Genomic DNA, 18,773 nt, shown 5'->3' with positions numbered 1-18,773 from the left:
ACGCACCAAGGGCCCGGCGATTACTCACCAGGCCCTTGATCGATTTGGTGGAGCCAAGGAGGATCGAACTCCTGACCTCTACAATGCCATTGTAGCGCTCTCCCAGCTGAGCTATGGCCCCTTAACTCTGGGGGCCGGTCGTTTCCGTCCGGCCTTGGTGGAGCGGGATAATAGTCAGGCAGCGGAGTGATGCAAGCGGAAAATTCGTCCTTTCGCGCTTTTTTCACCACCCCGCCGGCCGTCCCGCCGCCACTGGGAGGGGCGCCGGTCAGCGCTCCTCCTCGTCCTCACCCTCGACGTCGACGACCTCGTCCATGTCGTCCTCGCCCAGTTCGGACGTGTCCTCGATCAGGACATCGTCCTCGTCCTCGGCGGTGTCGTCGGCTTCCTCGATGTCGTCGACCGACATGTCGTCCTCGGCATCCTCCAGCTCCGGAGTCTCGGCCTCGGTCTCGACCTCTTCCTCGTCCTCGGCCACGACAGCCGCCTTCTTGGTGTCGTCGACCGGGGCCGGACGGGCCTTGCGGGACTTCAGCAGAGCCTCAGGATCGAACTGCGCGCCACAGCTCGGGCAGACCGGCGGGTCCTTGCGCATGTCATAGTAACGAGCGCCACAGCTCGGGCAGATGCGCTTGACGCCCCATTCGGGTTTGGCCACGCCACGTCCTCCGTCACAAAAATCAGGGGGGTTCTCAAGAGGCGCCCTTTGCCATGCCCTGCGGCGCTTGTCAAAAAAAAGATGAGACGAGCCGGCCGCCGCGGCGTCGCAGCACCGGCGGGAAAGTGGTATCCCGCCCGGGCAGGGGTTGCCTTTACACGGCGTTAACCATAACTCGCTAGAACGGACCTGCACACCGTGCAACTCCTCCATTTGGTTTCCTCCTTGAACTCGGGGCCGCTTACGGGCGGCCTCTTTTCATGTGCGCAAGGCGGAGGCTGCCGGGGTGCGGCCGGGACCCTGGAGCGGATGGCGCCGGTACAGGCGGCGATTTGGCCCCTCTCGCATCGAGGCGGGGGCTGTGATAGGAACGGCGGCCACAACCGCTTCCCGTTCCGATCCGAAGGACCCGTCCCATGACGCACGCAAGGCCGCTGCGCTCCACCACCACCGGCGCGATCCGGGGCAGCATCCGCGTGCCCGGCGACAAGTCGATCTCGCACCGGTCGCTGATGCTGGGCGCCATCGCCGTGGGCGAGACGGTGATCCATGGCCTGTTGGAGGGCGAGGATGTGCTGCACACCGCGGCTGCCATGCGTCTGCTGGGCGCCGAGGCGGAGCGGAGCGACGACGGCCAAGGGGGGAGTGTCTGGCGCGTGCGCGGCGTCGGGCTGGGTGCGTTGCAGGAACCGGCGCAGGTTCTCGACATGGGCAACAGCGGCACAGCCGCCCGCCTGCTGATGGGGCTGGTCGCCGGCCATCCGATCTCCTGCGTCTTCACCGGCGACGCCTCGCTGAACAAACGGCCGATGGCCCGCGTCACCAAGCCGCTGGAGGAGATGGGCGCCCGCTTCGTCAGCCGCTCCGGCGGACGTCTCCCGCTGACCGTGGTCGGCAGCGGCGAGCTGGTTCCGATCACCTACCGCCTGCCGGTCGCGTCCGCCCAGGTCAAGTCGGCGATCCTGCTGGCCGGCCTCAACACCGCCGGCGCGACCACGGTGATCGAGGCGGAGCCGACCCGCGACCACACCGAACTGATGCTGCGCCATTTCGGCGCCACCGTGACGACCGAGCGGCTGGAGGACGGCGCGCTGGCCGTCACCGTCACCGGCCAGCCGGAGCTGACCGGCCGCAGCATCCATGTGCCGGCCGATCCCAGCAGTGCTGCCTTCCCGGCGGTCGCCGCCCTGCTGCGGCCGGGCTCCGAACTTCTGCTGAACGACGTCGGCATGAACCCGCGCCGCACCGGCCTCTACGACACGCTGGTGGAGATGGGGGGATCAATCGCCTTCGAGAACCGCCGCGACCAAGCGGGCGAGCCGGTGGCCGACCTGCGGGTTCGCCACAGCGCCCTGAAGGGCATCGTGGTGCCGGCGGATCGCGCGCCGAGCATGATCGACGAATACCCGGTCCTGGCCGCCGCCGCCGCCTGTGCCGAGGGCACCACGGTGATGCTGGGGCTGAAGGAACTGCGTGTGAAGGAGAGCGACCGCCTCGCCATGGTGGCGGAGGGGCTGACCCGCTGCGGCGTGTCGGTGGAGGTCGGTGCCGACGACAGCCTGACGGTCCATGGCACCGGCAAGCCGCCGAAGGGCGGTGCCACTGTCCTCACCGCCATGGACCACCGCATCGCGATGAGCTTCCTGGTCCTGGGCATGGCGACCGAACAGCCGGTGTCGGTCGACGACGGCGCCTTCATCGACACCAGCTTCCCCGATTTCGTCGGGCTGATGAACGGGCTCGGTGCCGCGATCGTGGAGGCTTGAGGCGATGACGCAGCCGCTTTCCAACCAGGGCACTCCGGTCGGGACCGTGGTCGTCGCCATCGACGGCCCGGCCGCCAGCGGCAAGGGCACCCTGTCTCAGCGCATCGCCGACGCCTTCGGCTTTGCCCATCTCGACACCGGCGTGCTGTACCGCGCGGTCGGCGTGTCGGTCCTGCGGGCCGGCGGCGATCCGGCCGACAATACGGCGGCGGCGCGGGCTGCCTATGACCTGCACCCCGAACATCCGATCCTGCGGGAGGTGGCCTTGCGCACCGACGAGGCGGCGCAGGCGGCCAGCAAGGTGGCGGCGGTGCCGGAGGTGCGGGCGGCGCTGCTCGACTTCCAGCGGCGCTTCGCCGCCCACCCGCCGGGCGGCGCGCCTGGGGCCGTTCTGGATGGGCGCGACATCGGAACGGTTGTCTGCCCCGATGCCCAGGCCAAACTGTTCATTACCGCTTCGGTGGAGGTCAGGGCCGAACGGCGACTCAAGGAGTTGCAGAGACGGGGGATTCCGGCTATATCCTCCGATGTCCTGGAGGACATGAAGACTCGTGATGCGCGCGACAGCCAGAGAGCGGTGGCCCCGCTCCGTCCGGCTGCCGACGCTTTTGTGCTTGATACGTCCGCTCTCGATGCCGATCAGGTGTTCTCGATGGCGGTCGCCCACATCGGTTCGAAAACCGGTCTGAAGCCCACGGCGTAACGCCGCCGCTTCCGACTTCCGTTGACGGGCCGCCGGTGGCGGCGCGAACGGGTCCGACCCCCTCCATGGAAAACCATCAACCAAGTCGCCGGGCGTGGTGCCCGGCGCGGCGGTTCGGTCGAGGTCCCACCCGTTTTGCCGCGGGCGGGACCGGAACGGGGCTGCTTTCGCGCCACCTTTAGGAGTTTCAATGGCACAGTCACTGGCCCGCACGGTCGAAAAGGAAAGCTTCGCGTCTCTGCTTGAAGAGTCGCTGGGCGCGGCCGAGTCGCTCGAAGGTACGGTCGTCAAGGGACGCGTCGTCGCCGTCGAGAACGACATGGTCACCATCGACGTCGGTCTGAAGTCGGAAGGCCGCGTCGCGCTGAAGGAATTCGCCGTTGCCGGCCAGCCGCCCGAGCTGAAGGCGGGCGACACCGTCGAGGTCTACCTCGAGCGGATGGAAGACAAGAACGGCGAGGCGATGCTGAGCCGTGAGAAGGCGAAGCGCGAAGAAGCCTGGGCCCTGCTGGAGAAGTCGTTCAACGACCAGACCCGCGTCACCGGCGTCATCTTCGGCCGCGTCAAGGGTGGCTTCACGGTCGACCTGTCGGGCGCCGTCGCCTTCCTGCCGGGCAGCCAGGTCGACATCCGTCCGGTCCGCGACATCTCCCCGCTGCTGGGCACCCCGCAGCCGTTCCAGATCCTGAAGATGGACCGCTCGCGCGGCAACATCGTCGTGTCGCGCCGCGCCGTGCTCGAAGAGAGCCGTGCGGAGGCCCGTTCGGAGCTGGTGGCCAACCTCAAGGAAGGCCAGATCCTCCAGGGCGTCGTCAAGAACATCACCGACTACGGTGCGTTCGTCGACCTGGGCGGCGTCGATGGCCTGCTGCACGTCACCGACATCGCGTGGCGCCGCATCAACCATCCGTCGGAAGCCCTGCAGATCGGCCAGACCGTCACGGTCCAGGTCATCCGCTTCAACCCGGAAACCCAGCGCATCAGCCTGGGCATGAAGCAGCTCGAAGCCGACCCGTGGGAAGGCGTCGAGGCCAAGTATCCGGTCGGCGCGAAGTTCAAGGGCCGCGTCACCAACATCACCGACTACGGCGCCTTCGTGGAGCTGGAGCCGGGGATCGAGGGCCTGGTCCATGTTTCGGAAATGTCCTGGACCAAGAAGAACGTCCATCCGGGCAAGATCGTGTCGACTTCGCAGGAAGTCGAGGTCATGGTCCTGGACGTCGATCCGCAGAAGCGCCGCATCAGCCTCGGCCTGAAGCAGTGCCTGGACAACCCGTGGGAGACCTTCACCGACAAGTTCGGTCCCGGCACCGAGCTGGAAGGCGAAGTCAAGAACATCACCGAGTTTGGTCTGTTCGTCGGCCTCCCGGGCGACATCGACGGCATGGTCCACATGTCCGATCTCGACTGGAACAAGTCGGGTGAAGAGGCGATCGCCGAGTACAAGAAGGGCGACCGCGTCAAGGTCAAGGTTCTCGACGTCGACGTCGAGAAGGAGCGCATCAGCCTCGGCATCAAGCAGCTGGCCAGCGACCCGTTCGAGTCGGCCACTGCCGGCCTGAAGAAGAACGAAGTCGTGACCTGCACCGTGACGCAGGTGACGGACGGCGGCATCGAAGTGACCGTCGGCGAGGGCTACACCGGCTTCATCCGCAAGTCGGACCTGTCCCGCGACCGTTCGGAACAGCGCCCGGACCGTTTCGCCGTCGGCGAGAAGGTCGATGCCAAGGTCACCCAGATCGACCGCGCTTCCCGCCGTATCTCGCTGTCCATCAAGGCCCGCGAGATGGAGGAAGAGAAGCAGGCGATGGCCGAGTTCGGTTCGTCCGACTCGGGCGCCTCGCTGGGCGACATCCTGGGTGCCGCTCTGAAGCGCAAGCAGCAGAACGACGAGTGATCGCCTGACGCCGTCCTTTCCTGCGTCGCCGCAGGGGAGGGGGCTTAGCGATCTCCCGGAAGGGTAGGAGAAAGGCCGCGTCCCGGTTGGGGCGCGGCCTTTTTCATTGCTCCATTTTGCTAATGCCGCCGTGGCTCCGGGCTGCGGGTCAGCGACGTTATGCTGTCGTCGTAGCGGAATTCGGGCATGTCGCGCACGCTGGCGGCCGTCACCTCGCGCAGATGGATCGCCTCGGTGCCGGTCCGCAGGTCGGCCAGGGTCAGGTCGGCCGCGATGTTCTTGCCGCCGAAGCCCAGAATGCCGCCGGAATGGATGACGATGTATTGGGCCTCGCCCTTGTCGTTGAGGATCACGTCGGTGACGGTGCCGATCTTCGACCCGTCGGCACCGAGGACGCTGCGGTCCATCAGCTGGTCGACGCTGGGGCCGGTCTTGCGTTCCACCGCCGCACCGACGGCCGGAGTCGAACCATTGATGATGACGCTCTGGGCAGCCGCACCCGGCGGAGTCGCTATACCGACAAGCAGTGTCAGTGCCGGCAATGCGAACCACATCTTGTGGGTGATCTTCAGCATGGGCGCTTTTCCTCCCCCAAGGATCTATGGGATCCCGCGGGATCCATCTTGGCTCCACCCGCCTTAACCGGGGACGCTTGAAATAGTTGCGGGGAGGCCGTCGCCACCCCTCCTCCGTGTCGATCCGCAGGCCGACCGGCGGCGACTCGAGGGCTGCTTCACCCCCTTTTTCGAGTCGCCCCTTGGATTCCGCCAATTTGCCTCGAGTCGAAGCGCAGCGAATCGGTGGTGTGTACAATGGGGCACAGGCAACAAGATGTTGATTTTCACTGCAACGAAGCACTGGTGATCGCCCGCGTTTTGCGCTCTAATCGGGGCGTGGCGCCGTCCGATCCGGCATCGGCGGTGATTTGAGTGCCTACAGTTTGTGCCTCACGACCGCGATGCGGTCCGCCACCGCCCCTGAAAAAATTGCTTGGCAGGCGGGAACAGGATCCGCAGTGACGGGTTGAACACCACAAGATCAAGGTTTTGAGGGGTTCGGTGATGTCAACCACAATATCTAGCAGAGTGGGGCTTGCTTGCCCCGGCTGCGCTGGCTAGGATGCCGCTCACGTGACCCGGCCGGCCTCTAGCGGCGGCCCCGGTCGGCAGCACAGCGGCGACGGCGGACAGCCGGGCATCGAGCCCTCTGTTTGCACGGCGCCATCTGCGTTGCCGGGCCGGACGGCGGATGAAGACCGCCGGCTGCTTCGACGGGATGGGTCGCACCATATTTCCATTTGAGCGCGCCGCGGCGGGCTCCAAGCAAGGGACAGTCTCATCATGCGGATTGAGCGTCGTTTCACGCACGAAGGCCAGGACGCCTACGCCAGCCTCGGTTTCCGCCAGGCGACCAGCGAGATCCGCAACCCGGATGGGACGATCGTCTTCCAGCAGACCGGCATCGAGGTGCCGGACAACTTCTCTCAGGTCGCCAGCGACATCCTGGCCCAGAAGTATTTCCGCAAGGCCGGCGTCCCCGCAGCGCTCCGCGCCGTGGAGGAGAACACCGTCCCGTCCTGGCTGTGGCGCAAGGAGGCGGACCAGGAGAAGCTGGCCGCCCTGCCGAAGGAAAAGCGTTTCGTCGGTGAGCATTCGGCCCGCCAAGTCTTCGACCGTCTGGCCGGCACCTGGACCTATTGGGGCTGGAAAGGCGGCTATTTCGACACCGAGGCCGACGCGCACACCTTCTTCGACGAGATGCGCTTCATGCTGGCCGCCCAGATGGCGGCCCCGAACAGCCCGCAGTGGTTCAACACCGGCCTGCACTGGGCCTATGGCATCGACGGCCCGAGCCAGGGCCACTTCTATGTCGATTTCAAGACCGGCCTGCTGACCTCGTCCGCCTCGGCCTACGAGCATCCGCAGCCGCATGCCTGCTTCATCCAGTCCGTCGCCGACGATCTGGTGAATGAAGGCGGCATCATGGACCTGTGGGTGCGTGAAGCCCGCCTGTTCAAATACGGCTCGGGCACCGGCTCCAACTTCTCCCGTCTGCGCGGCGAGGGCGAGAAGCTGGCCGGCGGCGGCAAGTCGTCGGGCCTGATGAGCTTCCTGAAGATCGGCGACCGCGCGGCCGGCGCCATCAAGTCGGGCGGCACCACCCGCCGTGCGGCCAAGATGGTCACGGTGGACATGGATCACCCGGACATCGAAGGCTACATCGACTGGAAGGTGAACGAGGAGCAGAAGGTCGCAGCACTCGTGACCGGCTCCAAGATCTGCCAGAAGCACCTGACGTCGGTGATGGCCGCCGCCCAGTCGGGCCTGGACCCGAAGGAAAACAAGGAGCTCAAGAAGGCGATCCTCGCCGCCCGCAAGGATCAGGTGTCTGAGAACTACATCCAGCGCGTGATCCAGTTCGCCGGCCAGGGCTTCACCTCGATCGAGTTCAAGACCTACAACACCGACTGGGATTCGGAAGCCTACCTGACGGTCTCCGGCCAGAACTCCAACAACTCCGTGCGCATCTCCAACGAGTTCGTGCAGGCGGTGCTGGACGATGCCGACTGGAACCTGATCGGCCGCACCAACGGCAAGGTGGTGAAGACCGTCCGTGCCCGCGACCTGTGGGACAAGGTCGGCTACGCCGCCTGGGCCTGCGCCGATCCGGGCGTGCAGTTCGACAGCACCATCAACGAGTGGCACACCTGCCCGGCCTCGGGGCGCATCAACGCCTCGAACCCGTGCTCGGAATACATGTTCCTCGACGACACCGCCTGCAATCTGGCGTCGCTGAACCTGATGTCGTTCCGTCTGAAGGACGGCTCCTTCGACGTCGAGGCGTTCGAGCATGCCTGCCGGCTGTGGACCATCGTGCTGGAAATCTCCGTGCTGATGGCGCAGTTCCCGTCGAAGGAAATCGCCCAGCTCTCCTACGAGTTCCGCACGCTGGGCCTCGGCTTCGCCAACCTCGGCGGCCTGCTGATGGCATCCGGCCTGTCCTACGACTCGGACGAGGGCCGCGCCTACTGCGCCGGCATCTCCGCCGTCATGACCGGCGTCGCCTATGCCACCTCGGCCGAGATGGCGCAGGAGCTGGGCACCTTCCCGGGCTTCGAGGCCAACCGCGACCACATGCTGCGGGTCATCCGCAACCATCGCCGCGCCGCCAACGGCGAGATGAACGGCTATGAGGGCCTTGCGGTCGAGCCGGTGCCCTTCGTCGCCGACCTCTGCCCGGACCAGGAACTGGCGCTCGCCGCCGTCCGCGTGTGGGACGAGGCGCTGGAACTGGGCGAGGCCCACGGCTACCGCAACGCCCAGGCCACCGTGGTCGCCCCGACCGGCACCATCGGTCTGGTGATGGACTGCGACACCACCGGCATCGAGCCCGACTTCGCCCTGGTGAAGTTCAAGAAGCTGGCCGGCGGCGGCTACTTCAAGATCGTCAACCGTCTGGTGCCGGAGGCGCTGAAGACGCTCGGCTACACCCCGGACCAGATCGAAGAGATCGCGCTCTATGCCGTCGGCCACGGCACGCTGAAGAACGCCCCCGGCGTGAACCACGAGTCGCTGAAGGCCAAGGGTTTCACCGCCGAGCTGCTGGAACGGCTCGAGGGCAACCTCGCCACCGCCTTCGACATCAAGTTCGTCTTCAACCGCTGGACCATTGGCGCCGACTTCTGCACCCAGACGCTGGGCATCCCGGCCGAGACGCTGGACGCCCCGGGCTTCGACCTGCTGAGCCACATCGGCTTCACCAAGGCCCAGATCGAGGCGGCCAACACGTTCTGCTGTGGCGCCATGACGCTGGAGGGCGCGCCCTTCCTGAAGGACGAGCATCTGTCGGTGTTCGACTGCGCCAACCCCTGCGGCCGCATCGGCAAGCGCTTCCTGTCCTGGGAATCGCACATCACGATGATGGCGGCGGCGCAGCCCTTCATCTCCGGCGCCATCTCCAAGACCATCAACATGCCGAACACGGCGACGGTCGACGAGTGCAAGGACGCCTACCTGATGTCCTGGCGCCTGGGCCTGAAGGCGAATGCGCTCTACCGCGACGGCTCCAAGCTGAGCCAGCCGCTGCAGGCCGCCCTGCTTGACGACGAGGAAGATGGCGAGGCGGTCGATGCGATGATCGAGGCGCCTGCCGCCGTCCGCGCCCAGATGGTCACCGAGCGCATCGTCGAGAAGGTGATCGAGCGGGTGGTCGAGCGGAAGAGCAGCTCGCGCGAGCGTCTGCCCCACCGCCGCAAGGGCTACACCCAGAAGGCCAATGTCGGCGGCCACAAGGTGTACCTGCGCACCGGCGAGTATGAGGATGGCCGCCTGGGCGAGATCTTCATCGACATGCACAAGGAAGGCGCCGCCTTCCGGTCGCTGATGAACAACTTCGCCATCGCGGTGTCGATCGGCCTGCAGTATGGCGTTCCGCTCGAGGAGTTCGTGGAGGCCTTCACCTTCACGCGCTTCGAGCCGTCGGGCATGGTGACCGGCAACGACACCATCAAGATGGCGACGTCGATCATCGACTACATCTTCCGCGAGATCGCCATCTCCTACCTGAACCGCACCGATCTGGCGCACGCCACGCCGGAGGATTCTGGTGCCGTCGACGGTCGGCAGTGGTGACAAGCAGGGCGACCTGCCGGACACCCAGGTGCAGCCGTCCGACATCGTCCGCCGCATCGCCTCCACCGGCTATGTCCGCAACAACCTGCGCGTCCTGCATGGCGGCCAGACGGGCGGTCAGGTCCAGCGTGCCAGCGCCGCAGCGGCCTTCGCCGCCACCGGCACCGATACGGCGGCGGTCAGCGTCACCGCCTCGGCCGGCACTCAGGCGTCCGCCCAGGCGGCCATGTCGGCCAGCCCGGCGGTTGCCGCCGCCACTGTGCAGGGCCATGTCGCGGCCACCGCGGCCACCGGCACGGCCTATGGCGGCAGCACCAGCGACCAGCGCTTCGACCGCATCCGCGAGGCCCGCGCCCGCGGCTATGAGGGCGATCCCTGCGGCGAGTGCGGCAACATGACCCTGGTCCGCAACGGCACCTGCCTGAAGTGCGACAGCTGCGGGTCGACCACCGGCTGCAGCTGATCCCGAGGACGGCGCTCCCCCCGGGGGCGCCATCCGAAGGCCAATGACGATGGGGAGGGAGTGGGAAACCGCTTCCTCCCTTTTTGTTGTGCACGAACGGTTTCAGCGATGGCGGATTAGAACCGTTCTTGTGTGGCTGCAACAAGTTGGCCGAAGCGCGACGAGCCTTGACCGTGCCGCGTGTGTTCATGTTAGCTGACTCTCCCGGGGCGCCGACGCGGCGTTTCCGAAGCATGTCCGGAGGGATCAGGGGTCATGGACTCGGCCGCGACCGCGCTGGACGACCGTCTGCCGTCCGATCGCCTGTTGCGGGCAACCGCCGCGCAATGGAACGCTGCCCTGGTCTGGACATCGGTCGACGGCGCCATCGTCGGTGCCAACCCCGGCTTTGCCCGGCTGACCGGCCTCCACCTGGAGACGCTGGTCGGACGCTCGCTGCCCAGCCTGCTCGATCTCGGCGGACGTGACTGGCAAGCGGTGTGGGACGGTGCGCGGGGGGATCATCCGCCGCCCGGTGCCGGCGCCTTGCGGATCCTCCGCCATGACCCGGTCCCGGTCGATCTGTTCTGGCAGCATCTGACCGATGGGGACGATGAGCTGCTTCTGTGCGAGATGCGCAGCTTCGACGAGCGCGAGCGGGCGGAGGCGGTGGCCCGCCTGCAGCAGAATGTCCTGGAACTGGTGGCGACCGGCCGGTCGCTGAAGCAGGTCCTGGATTTCCTCTGTCGGCAGGTGGAGGCCTGCGCGCCGGACGTCGCCTGCTCGGTGATGCTGCGCGACGACGAGAACCGCATGCGTGTGGCCGCAGCCCCGTCGCTGCCCGCCGGCTACACTGCCAACATCGACGGGCTTCCGATCGAGCCGGACGTCGGCTGCTGCGGCAGCGCGATGAGCGCGGGTGAGGCGGTGATGTCCGTCGATATCGCCGACGATCCGCGCTGGGCCAAGCGTCGCGACATTGCGCTGGCCCATGGGCTGGCCGCCTGCTGGTCCAACCCGATCAAGGGGCGGGACGCCCGCATGCTGGGCAGCTTCGCGCTCTATTACCACCATCCGCGCCCCGTTGCCGCTTTTCACCGCCGGCTGGTGGAAGCCTGCGTTCATCTGTGCGCGCTCGCCATCGAACATGACCGGGCGCGGGCGGAGATCAACCGGCTGGCCTACTTCGACACGCTGACCGGGCTGCCCAACCGCCAGCTTCTGGCCGACCGCGCCACCGCGGCGCTGGCGCTTGCCGGGCGCACCCGGCAGCCGGTGACGCTGATGTTCCTGGACATCGACCGCTTCAAAACCATCAACGACTCGCTGGGGCATGCGGTCGGCGACCGGCTGCTGGTGGAGGTGGCGACCCGGCTGAAGCACTTGTTCATCGAGGGCGACACGCTGGCCCGGCTGGGCGGCGACGAGTTCGTGGCGTTGCTGCCGGGCTGTGACGCGGCACATGCCTCGCTGCTGGCCGAGCGGGTGCTTGCCGCCCTGGCGGTGCCGGTGACGGTGGCCGATCTGACGCTGACCCCGACCGCCAGCATCGGCATCGCCGTGCATCCCGACGACGGCATGGATTTCGACACGCTGCTGCGCCAGGCCGACGCGGCGATGTACCGGGCCAAGCAGGCGGGCCGCAACCGCTGCCACTTCTTCCGCCGCGACATGAACGAGCAGGCGGTCCGCCGGCTGGAGATGGAGGCGGCTCTGCGCGAGGCGCTGGATCGCCAGGAGGCGGGCTGTCCGGAGGACGAGGCACCGTTCGAACTGTATTACCAGCCCCAGTTGCGGTTGAAGCCGAACTGCCTGCACCGGGTGGAGGCGCTGATCCGCTGGACCCACCCGCGCTGGGGAGCGGTGTCGCCGGCGGAGTTCGTGCCGCTGGCCGAGGAGTGCGGGCTGATCGACCGGCTGGACAGCTGGGTGTTGCAGACATCGGTGGCGCAGCTCGGCCGCTGGCGCGCGGCGGGGGTGCCGGTGCCAGGGCTGGCGGTGAACGTCTCCGCCGTCCGCTTCGCCCGCGGCGACCTGCCGGATCAGGTCCGCGCCGCGCTGGCCACCAACGGCATCCCGGCCAACGATCTGACGCTGGAGATCACCGAACGGCTGATGATGACGGAGGAGATCGGCGTCCATGACGCGCTGGACGCCCTGCACGCGCTGGGCGTCACCCTGTCCATTGACGATTTCGGCACCGGCTATTCGTCCTTGAGCTATCTGAAGCGTTTTCCGGTCGGCGAACTCAAGATCGACCGCAGCTTCGTCAAGGAACTGGACATCGACGCCGCCAACCGCCCCCTGGTCCGCGCCATCGTCCAGATCGGCGAGGCGCTGGGCCTGACCGTCGTCGCGGAGGGGGTGGAGCGCGAAGCCCAGCACCGCATGCTGGAGGCGGAAGGCTGCGCCATCGGCCAGGGTTATCTGTTCGCCCGGCCGATGCCGTCGGCGGCGCTCGTGAGCTGGCTGGCGGGGGAGGGCAAGCACTGGGTCGAATGTCCGGCCGACGCTTGCTTCAGCATCTGAAACATTTGCATGGGAAATGGTCCCGTTTTTCTTTGGATTTACGGGGTACTTCGGGCGCAATTCACCATTCGAATCGGTATTATGCGGATCCGCCGGAGTAATGGCGATGCAGGCGAGGATCTGGGCAATACGATATAGCCGCAACGCTCCTTTGCCGGTGAAGCGCAGGTCATCCTGTTCTAGACCACGCGACTGTCTTGTGTCCCAACGTTTGGGGCGATAGAAGGTCCACTCAGCGGCATGTGCGGTCAAGCAAACTGACCACGGGGTTTCGCCCGGCGGATTTCCGCAGGGTGGAACGGTCGTTGGAGACAAGGGGAGCACCCACATGCCGGACGACCATGGGGCGAGAGGAAATCCGCGATGGCGAGCCAGGGTGAATCCAAGTGGGTCTACAGCTTCGGGGCCGGTGCCACCGAAGGACGGGCCGATATGAAGAACCTGCTGGGCGGCAAGGGCGCCAATCTGGCCGAGATGGCCAATCTTGGCCTGCCCGTTCCGCCGGGCTTCACGATCACCACCGAGCTGTGCACCTATTTCTACGCCAACGGACGCTCCTATCCGCCGGAGCTGACGACGCAGGTGAACGCCGCCATCGCGCGGCTGGAACAGGCGATGGACGCCAAGTTCGGCGATCAGGCCAACCCGCTGCTGGTGTCGGTCCGTTCCGGCGCCCGCGCGTCGATGCCGGGCATGATGGACACCGTCCTGAACCTGGGCCTGAACGACGCGACCGCCGCCGGCCTCGCCAAGCGGTCGGGCGACGGCCGCTTCGCCTACGACAGCTACCGCCGCTTCATCCAGATGTACTCCAACGTCGTGCTCGACGTTGAGCATCACCATTTCGAGGACATCCTCGACAACCACAAGCGCGACAAGTCCTACAACCTCGACACCGACCTGTCGGCCGAGGATTGGCAGGCGGTGATCGAGGACTACAAGAAGGCGGTCGAGCGCGAGCTGGGCCGTCCCTTCCCGCAGGACGTGCAGGAGCAGCTATGGGGCGCCATCGGCGCCGTCTTCGGCTCCTGGATGAACGCCCGCGCCATCACCTACCGCAAGCTGCACGACATTCCGGCCGACTGGGGCACCGCGGTCAACGTGCAGTGCATGGTCTTCGGCAACATGGGCAACGACTGCGCCACCGGCGTGGCCTTCACCCGCAACCCGTCGACCGGCGAGAACGCCTTCTACGGCGAGTATCTGGTCAATGCCCAGGGCGAGGACGTCGTCGCCGGCATCCGCACGCCGCAGCACCTGACCGTCGCCGGCAAGATCGCCAACAAGTCCGACCTCCCCGCCATGGAGGAGGTGATGCCGGAGGTGTTCAACCAGCTGAACGAGGTCCGCCTCAAGCTGGAGAAGCACTACCGCGACATGCAGGACATCGAGTTCACGGTCCAGCAGAACAAGCTGTTCATGCTGCAGACCCGCAACGGCAAGCGCACCGCCCCGGCGGCGCTGAAGATCGCCGTCGATCTGGCGAACGAGGGCGTCATCGACCAGAACGAGGCGGTCCGCCGCATCGATCCGGCCTCGCTCGACCAGCTGCTGCACCCGACGCTGGACCCCAAGGCCGACCGCAAGATCATCGCCAAGGGCCTGCCGGCCTCCCCCGGTGCCGCCTCGGGCAAGGTGGTCTTCACCGCCGACGAGGCTGAGCAGATGGCCGGCAAGGGCGAGTCGGTGATCCTCTGCCGCATCGAGACCTCGCCCGAGGACATCCACGGCATGCATGCCGCCCGCGGCATCCTGACCAGCCGCGGCGGCATGACCAGCCACGCGGCGGTGGTGGCCCGCGGCATGGGCCGTGCCTGCGTGTCGGGCGCCGGCGACCTGCGCATCGACTACAAGACCAAGCAGATGTCGGTCCGCGGCGTCGCCGTCAAGGAAGGCGACATCCTGACCATCGACGGCTCCACCGGCGAGGTGATGCTGGGCGAGGTTCCGACGATCCAGCCGGAGCTGTCGGGCGACTTCGCCACCCTGATGGGCTGGGCCGACAAGATCCGCCGGATGAAGATCCGCGCCAACGCCGAGACCCCGCTGGACGCCCGCACCGCGCGGAAGTTCGGCGCCGAGGGCATCGGCCTGTCGCGCACCGAGCACATGTTCTTCGACCCGGAGCGCATCCTGGCCGTCCGCGAGATGATCCTGGCGGAGGACGAGGCCGGCCGCCGCAAGGCGCTCGCCAAGCTGGAGCCCTTCCAGAAGAAGGACTTCGTCGATCTGTTCACGATCATGACCGGCCTGCCGGTGACGATCCGCCTGCTCGACCCGCCGCTGCACGAGTTCCTGCCGAACACCGAAGAGGACATGGCGGAGGTCGCCGAGGCCACCGGCACCGATCCGCTGCGGGTGCGCCACCGCACCATCCAGCTGCATGAAGCGAACCCGATGCTGGGCCATCGCGGCTGCCGTCTGGGCATCTCGTACCCCGAGATCTACGAGATGCAGGCCCGCGCCATCTTCGCCGCCGCCGCCGAGGTCGCCAAGACCACCGGCGAGGCCGTCATTCCCGAAGTGATGATCCCGCTGATCATCACGAAGAAGGAGTTCGACATCCTCAAGGCGGTGATCGACCGCGCCGCCGAGCAAGTGAAGGCCGAGACCGGTGTCGCGGTGGAGTATCTGACCGGCACGATGATCGAGATCCCGCGCGCGGCCCTGAAGGCCGGCGAGATCGCCGAATCGGCCGAGTTCTTCAGCTACGGCACCAACGACCTGACCCAGACCACGCTGGGCCTGTCGCGCGACGACGCCGGCAGCTTCCTGCCGGAGTACCAGCGCCAGGGCATCCTGGAGCAGGACCCGTTCCAGTCGCTGGACGTCACCGGCGTCGGCGAACTGGTGGAGATCGCCACCGAGCGCGGCCGCAAGGTCCGTCCGGACATCAAGCTCGGCATCTGCGGCGAGCATGGCGGCGACCCGGCCTCGATCTCCTTCTGCGAGAAGGTCGGTCTGACCTATGTCTCCTGCTCGCCCTACCGCGTGCCGATCGCCCGTCTGGCGGCGGCGCAGGCGGCGCTGAACAGCGACACGGTCAAGCGCGACTGAGCCGAACCGGGTAGCTGAAACGACGACGGCCCTCTTCCCGCAAGGGAAGGGGGCCGTTTCGTTTTGGGGGCGGAGTGGGGCGGGTGGAACAGCGTGGAACAGGTTTCGGGGGAGTGTTCACTGTTCCACGCGGGGCCGCCGGGCATGGGCGGCGGCGGTCGGATGGAACGTTTGGAACAGGTTGGAACGGTTTTCCGTGGGCTGTTCACTGTTCCATCCGGCGGAGCAGGTGCGCGGAAGGACGGGCGCAAGGGGGCGTGGCACCGTTCGCGATGCATGCAGGACACTCCTCGGGCAGCTGAGGCTTATAGTCCTATCATGAATGGCGGTCGGCGGTAAGGGGAGCCTGGAAAAGGCGTGCGTGACGTGCGGTCTGCTGCGGCGATGGGGCTGGCCGTTCGTTGGGTACATCCAGTTCTTGAGTGAGCTTGCAACACAACGTTACGCTTGCGACAGCATGCGCCCCGCTGGCCTTTGTCTTGGGCCAGTCATATTTGCTATAAGCCCTTCCAATTCATCAATGGGCAAGCGCAGTTCCTTAGCTACGTCATCCTTAGTAACGCGCTCTGCCCAAAGGGAGGAGAAGACCTGCCTCCATATCATGGAATATTCGCGTTCTATACCTACGGGTTCTCCAGATCTATATCCCCTCTTGCTCAGATCTATGCACAGCGACCTGTACTGATGCTCCGTAGAAACTATTCCCATCTTCCAGAGGCGGTATAGAAGAGCGAAAGCGGAAACCTTCCACCTTCCTTTGCCAGCAATGATGTTTGCGCTCGTAATAGGTCTGGTCATTTTTGCGCTGACATCATTAGGCGGCATGAGAAAAGCAGCCGCGAATGCGTCCGCTTCGCGTTCGAGTAGCCTTTCTCCTCGCAAGTCACCTTTGCAATGAATTAGCAAATGTCCAAGCTCATGAGCGCAGTCAAATATGCTGCTCTCTGCAGTCTTGAAGTTGTTGAGGAATATATACGGCTTGCCATCTCTCCAAAATGAGAAAGCATTGACGTTCGCGGTGTCTTCGCTGAGCGAGAGAACCCTAACGCCTTTACTTTCTAGGAGCCCGATCATGTTCCCGATAGGGCGTTCCCCAATTTGCCAATACTGCCGTATTTCAATGGCAGCTTTTTCTGGGTCTGCTTGGTAGCTAAGATCGGGTAAGTCTGGGCGTGGTAGATCAAAGCGTTTCTCTGTCCACGCCGTCAACTGAAGACCGAGTTGCCCAGCCGAAGTGGCCGCGGCCTTTTCCGCAGCACTCATTTTTGAGAAGCTACGAAAACTGACGCCCGCCTCGTCGAGATCTATGGGATCCTCTCCATAGAAGAATTCAGTCGGGTAGCTAAGCGCCGCCGCGAGCTTGCTTACCGTATTATCTTCCGGCGGACGGTATCCCTTTTCAATACGCGACAAAGTATCCGCCGAAATTCCGGCAGTACTTGCAAGCTCTTTCCCAGTCATTCGGCGGCGCATGCGTGCCAAGCTGAGCCGTTTTGGATTAAAGACCATCTACACTACTTTTCTGGAGATCGAAGGAACCATGTCAACAGCATCGCCGCCATCGCTCGGCTTTACAAGCTTCTCACCGTCATCTTCGCCATTCGAGATGAAGTTACGCTCTACGCACGGACCAAAGGTGCGATTTTCAACGGTCGGGCGAGAAAGCTCAATACGACCATCAGGATCAACCATGCAGTAAAATAAGGGTATCCCGTTATTGCTCTGTTGCTTTGTATATGTTGGCAAATCGCCAAAAAGATTGCCTTGGCACAACCTTTCCGTTCCGGATCCTTTTCCGGAAATTGGTTGAGGAGAGTGATTTATGTCGCAGCAACGATCAACGTTTGCAAACGCAACCCTCACCCCAACACTCATATTTACAATTGCCTCAACCCCGCCGGGGCGTTCTCGTTTCCAATCGTTTCCAACAAATTCATTTCTGAGGCACCAAACTCCATCCTGATACGCATGAGTGCCGGGAGCATTTGCTGCGTGATCTTCTGTGGAATTATTAGCTCTTGCCAGTTGGGCAACGTCGCGGATGCGTCTCAATCCGGACGAGGTGAGTCCGAGATGCTGCAAACGCGGCTCAACTTCCCAAGGATCTCTACGCACTATCGTCTGAATGTAGGCCACGGAACACCTCGCGTCGATTTTTCAGACCACGATCGTGGTCTGAAAAATCGACGTTGTCAACCGAAGCCGCCCTCTACTCCGCCGCCACTGCCATTGGCACCACACGGCAAGTCCCCCGCACCAGATCGACGTCGATCTCCGCCGCGACCAGTTCCGGCCGGATGCTCATGCCGTCGCGGACCAGTCGCACCAGACTATGCTTCGCCAAGTCTTGCAGAGCTCGTGAGACATTCGGCTGGGCGCGGTCGGCGAGTTGGGCCAGGCGGGAGACCGTCTCCGGGCGTTCGGTGGCGATCAGGTGCATCAATGCCCGGTTGGCTGGGGTCAGCACGCCGAGAAGGCCGGAGACCGCCTCGCCATCCGTCACCGACCGTACCGGGGGAACCGGGCGGGTACCCTGGGCGACCGCCAGCATCTCGTCGCGCACATCATGCAAGGTCCGCATCGCCAATCCCTCCGTCGTCGTCATCCTCGGTGTCCTCCAGCGCGATGGTCAGCGCAACGCCCGCCGTCCGGCAGGCGCGCTCCGTGGCCGCGAAGAAATCGCTCAGCAGTGCGTCCGCTCCGGTGAAGGCGTAGGGAACCGGATCGGCCACACGGCCATAACGGTGCTCATGGTCGAAGCGGGTTTCCCGGCCGACTCCATGCGCGTTGTCGAAGCCCATCAGGCGGGTGCCGTCCACATCGTGCAGGGTCAGCGAATAGCGCATGCCGTGGGGCTTCTCCGCGGTGACCGGCGTTCGCCAGAGGCGAAACCGCAGGCTCCACCCATTCTCCAGCCAGTAGCGCCGCCGGTGATATCCGAGAAGGCGCTCAACCGCTTCATCAACCATATATCTCTCACCGATATATGCTTCAATATGGCATCATTGTATATCGCAAAATGATATAAGCCAGGGTCGGATTACAGGCGCAGTGCTGGTCTCGGGCGTCATCGACGGAACCGCCTTTCGT

The 18,773-nt window shown here is 65.2% G+C and carries 11 protein-coding genes, 1 tRNA gene and 1 pseudogene; 6 read left to right on the top strand and 7 right to left on the bottom strand.

Going from position 1 to position 18,773, the window contains the following annotated elements; all coding sequences use genetic code 11:
- Nucleotides 1–45 precede the first annotated feature (45 nt).
- Nucleotides 46–121 (bottom strand) — tRNA-Ala (locus ACWPN8_RS14515).
- 147 nt (nucleotides 122–268) lie between these two features.
- On the bottom strand, nucleotides 269–658 hold the full coding sequence (locus ACWPN8_RS14510; protein ID WP_109448571.1) for a TIGR02300 family protein: 390 nt from the start codon (nucleotides 656–658) through the stop codon (nucleotides 269–271).
- Between the two features lie 416 nt (nucleotides 659–1,074).
- Between ACWPN8_RS14510 and aroA the strand changes: the two genes are divergently transcribed.
- The 3 genes from aroA (at nucleotide 1,075) to rpsA (ending at nucleotide 5,024) form a co-directional block, all read left to right on the top strand.
- Nucleotides 1,075–2,424, top strand: a complete 1,350-nt coding sequence (aroA, locus tag ACWPN8_RS14505) for a 3-phosphoshikimate 1-carboxyvinyltransferase (protein WP_492241222.1) — start codon at nucleotides 1,075–1,077, stop codon at nucleotides 2,422–2,424.
- Between the two features lie 46 nt (nucleotides 2,425–2,470).
- Entirely contained in the window at nucleotides 2,471–3,127 is a 657-nt protein-coding gene (cmk, locus tag ACWPN8_RS14500; RefSeq protein ID WP_199237820.1) for a (d)CMP kinase, read from the top strand.
- Between the two features lie 190 nt (nucleotides 3,128–3,317).
- Nucleotides 3,318–5,024 (top strand): 30S ribosomal protein S1, encoded by a 1,707-nt coding sequence (rpsA, locus tag ACWPN8_RS14495; RefSeq protein WP_042694362.1) that lies wholly within the window; start codon nucleotides 3,318–3,320, stop codon nucleotides 5,022–5,024.
- Between the two features lie 119 nt (nucleotides 5,025–5,143).
- On the opposite strand, the gene ACWPN8_RS14490 is transcribed toward rpsA, so the two are convergent.
- Nucleotides 5,144–5,599, bottom strand: a complete 456-nt coding sequence (locus ACWPN8_RS14490) for a PRC-barrel domain-containing protein (RefSeq protein WP_109051901.1) — start codon at nucleotides 5,597–5,599, stop codon at nucleotides 5,144–5,146.
- Between the two features lie 765 nt (nucleotides 5,600–6,364).
- Between ACWPN8_RS14490 and ACWPN8_RS14485 the strand changes: the two are divergent.
- The 3 genes and pseudogenes from ACWPN8_RS14485 (at nucleotide 6,365) to ppdK (ending at nucleotide 15,683) form a co-directional block, all read left to right on the top strand.
- A pseudogene (locus ACWPN8_RS14485) lies at nucleotides 6,365–10,118 on the top strand (vitamin B12-dependent ribonucleotide reductase).
- A 255-nt stretch (nucleotides 10,119–10,373) separates the two neighbouring features.
- Nucleotides 10,374–12,626 (top strand): putative bifunctional diguanylate cyclase/phosphodiesterase, encoded by a 2,253-nt coding sequence (locus ACWPN8_RS14480; protein ID WP_492241221.1) that lies wholly within the window; start codon nucleotides 10,374–10,376, stop codon nucleotides 12,624–12,626.
- A 363-nt stretch (nucleotides 12,627–12,989) separates the two neighbouring features.
- Entirely contained in the window at nucleotides 12,990–15,683 is a 2,694-nt protein-coding gene (gene ppdK, locus ACWPN8_RS14475) for a pyruvate, phosphate dikinase (RefSeq protein ID WP_492241220.1), read from the top strand.
- A 441-nt stretch (nucleotides 15,684–16,124) separates the two neighbouring features.
- Here ppdK and ACWPN8_RS14470 read toward each other — a convergent pair whose 3' ends face one another.
- The 4 genes from ACWPN8_RS14470 to ACWPN8_RS14455 all read right to left on the bottom strand — a co-directional run bounded on the left by ACWPN8_RS14470 (nucleotide 16,125) and on the right by ACWPN8_RS14455 (nucleotide 18,652).
- Entirely contained in the window at nucleotides 16,125–17,192 is a 1,068-nt protein-coding gene (locus tag ACWPN8_RS14470) for a helix-turn-helix domain-containing protein (RefSeq protein WP_492241219.1), read from the bottom strand.
- Nucleotides 17,193–17,819 carry a hypothetical protein gene (locus ACWPN8_RS14465; protein ID WP_492241218.1) on the bottom strand — a complete coding sequence of 209 codons (627 nt, stop codon included), beginning with the start codon at nucleotides 17,817–17,819 and terminating at the stop codon, nucleotides 17,193–17,195.
- A gap of 73 nt (nucleotides 17,820–17,892) precedes the next feature.
- Nucleotides 17,893–18,264, bottom strand: a complete 372-nt coding sequence (locus ACWPN8_RS14460; protein WP_492241217.1) for an HVO_A0114 family putative DNA-binding protein — start codon at nucleotides 18,262–18,264, stop codon at nucleotides 17,893–17,895.
- Complete coding sequence (locus tag ACWPN8_RS14455) at nucleotides 18,248–18,652, bottom strand: toxin-antitoxin system TumE family protein (RefSeq protein WP_492241216.1); 405 nt, start codon at nucleotides 18,650–18,652, stop codon at nucleotides 18,248–18,250. Before ACWPN8_RS14455 ends, ACWPN8_RS14460 begins: the two co-directional genes overlap by 17 nt.
- Nucleotides 18,653–18,773: the final 121 nt, after the last annotated feature.

It is taken from the genome of Azospirillum sp. UENF 112521 (genome assembly GCF_058780665.1).
The sequence above is the reverse complement of the archived record's forward strand: the minus strand, read 5'-3'. Positions and strand labels throughout refer to the sequence as shown.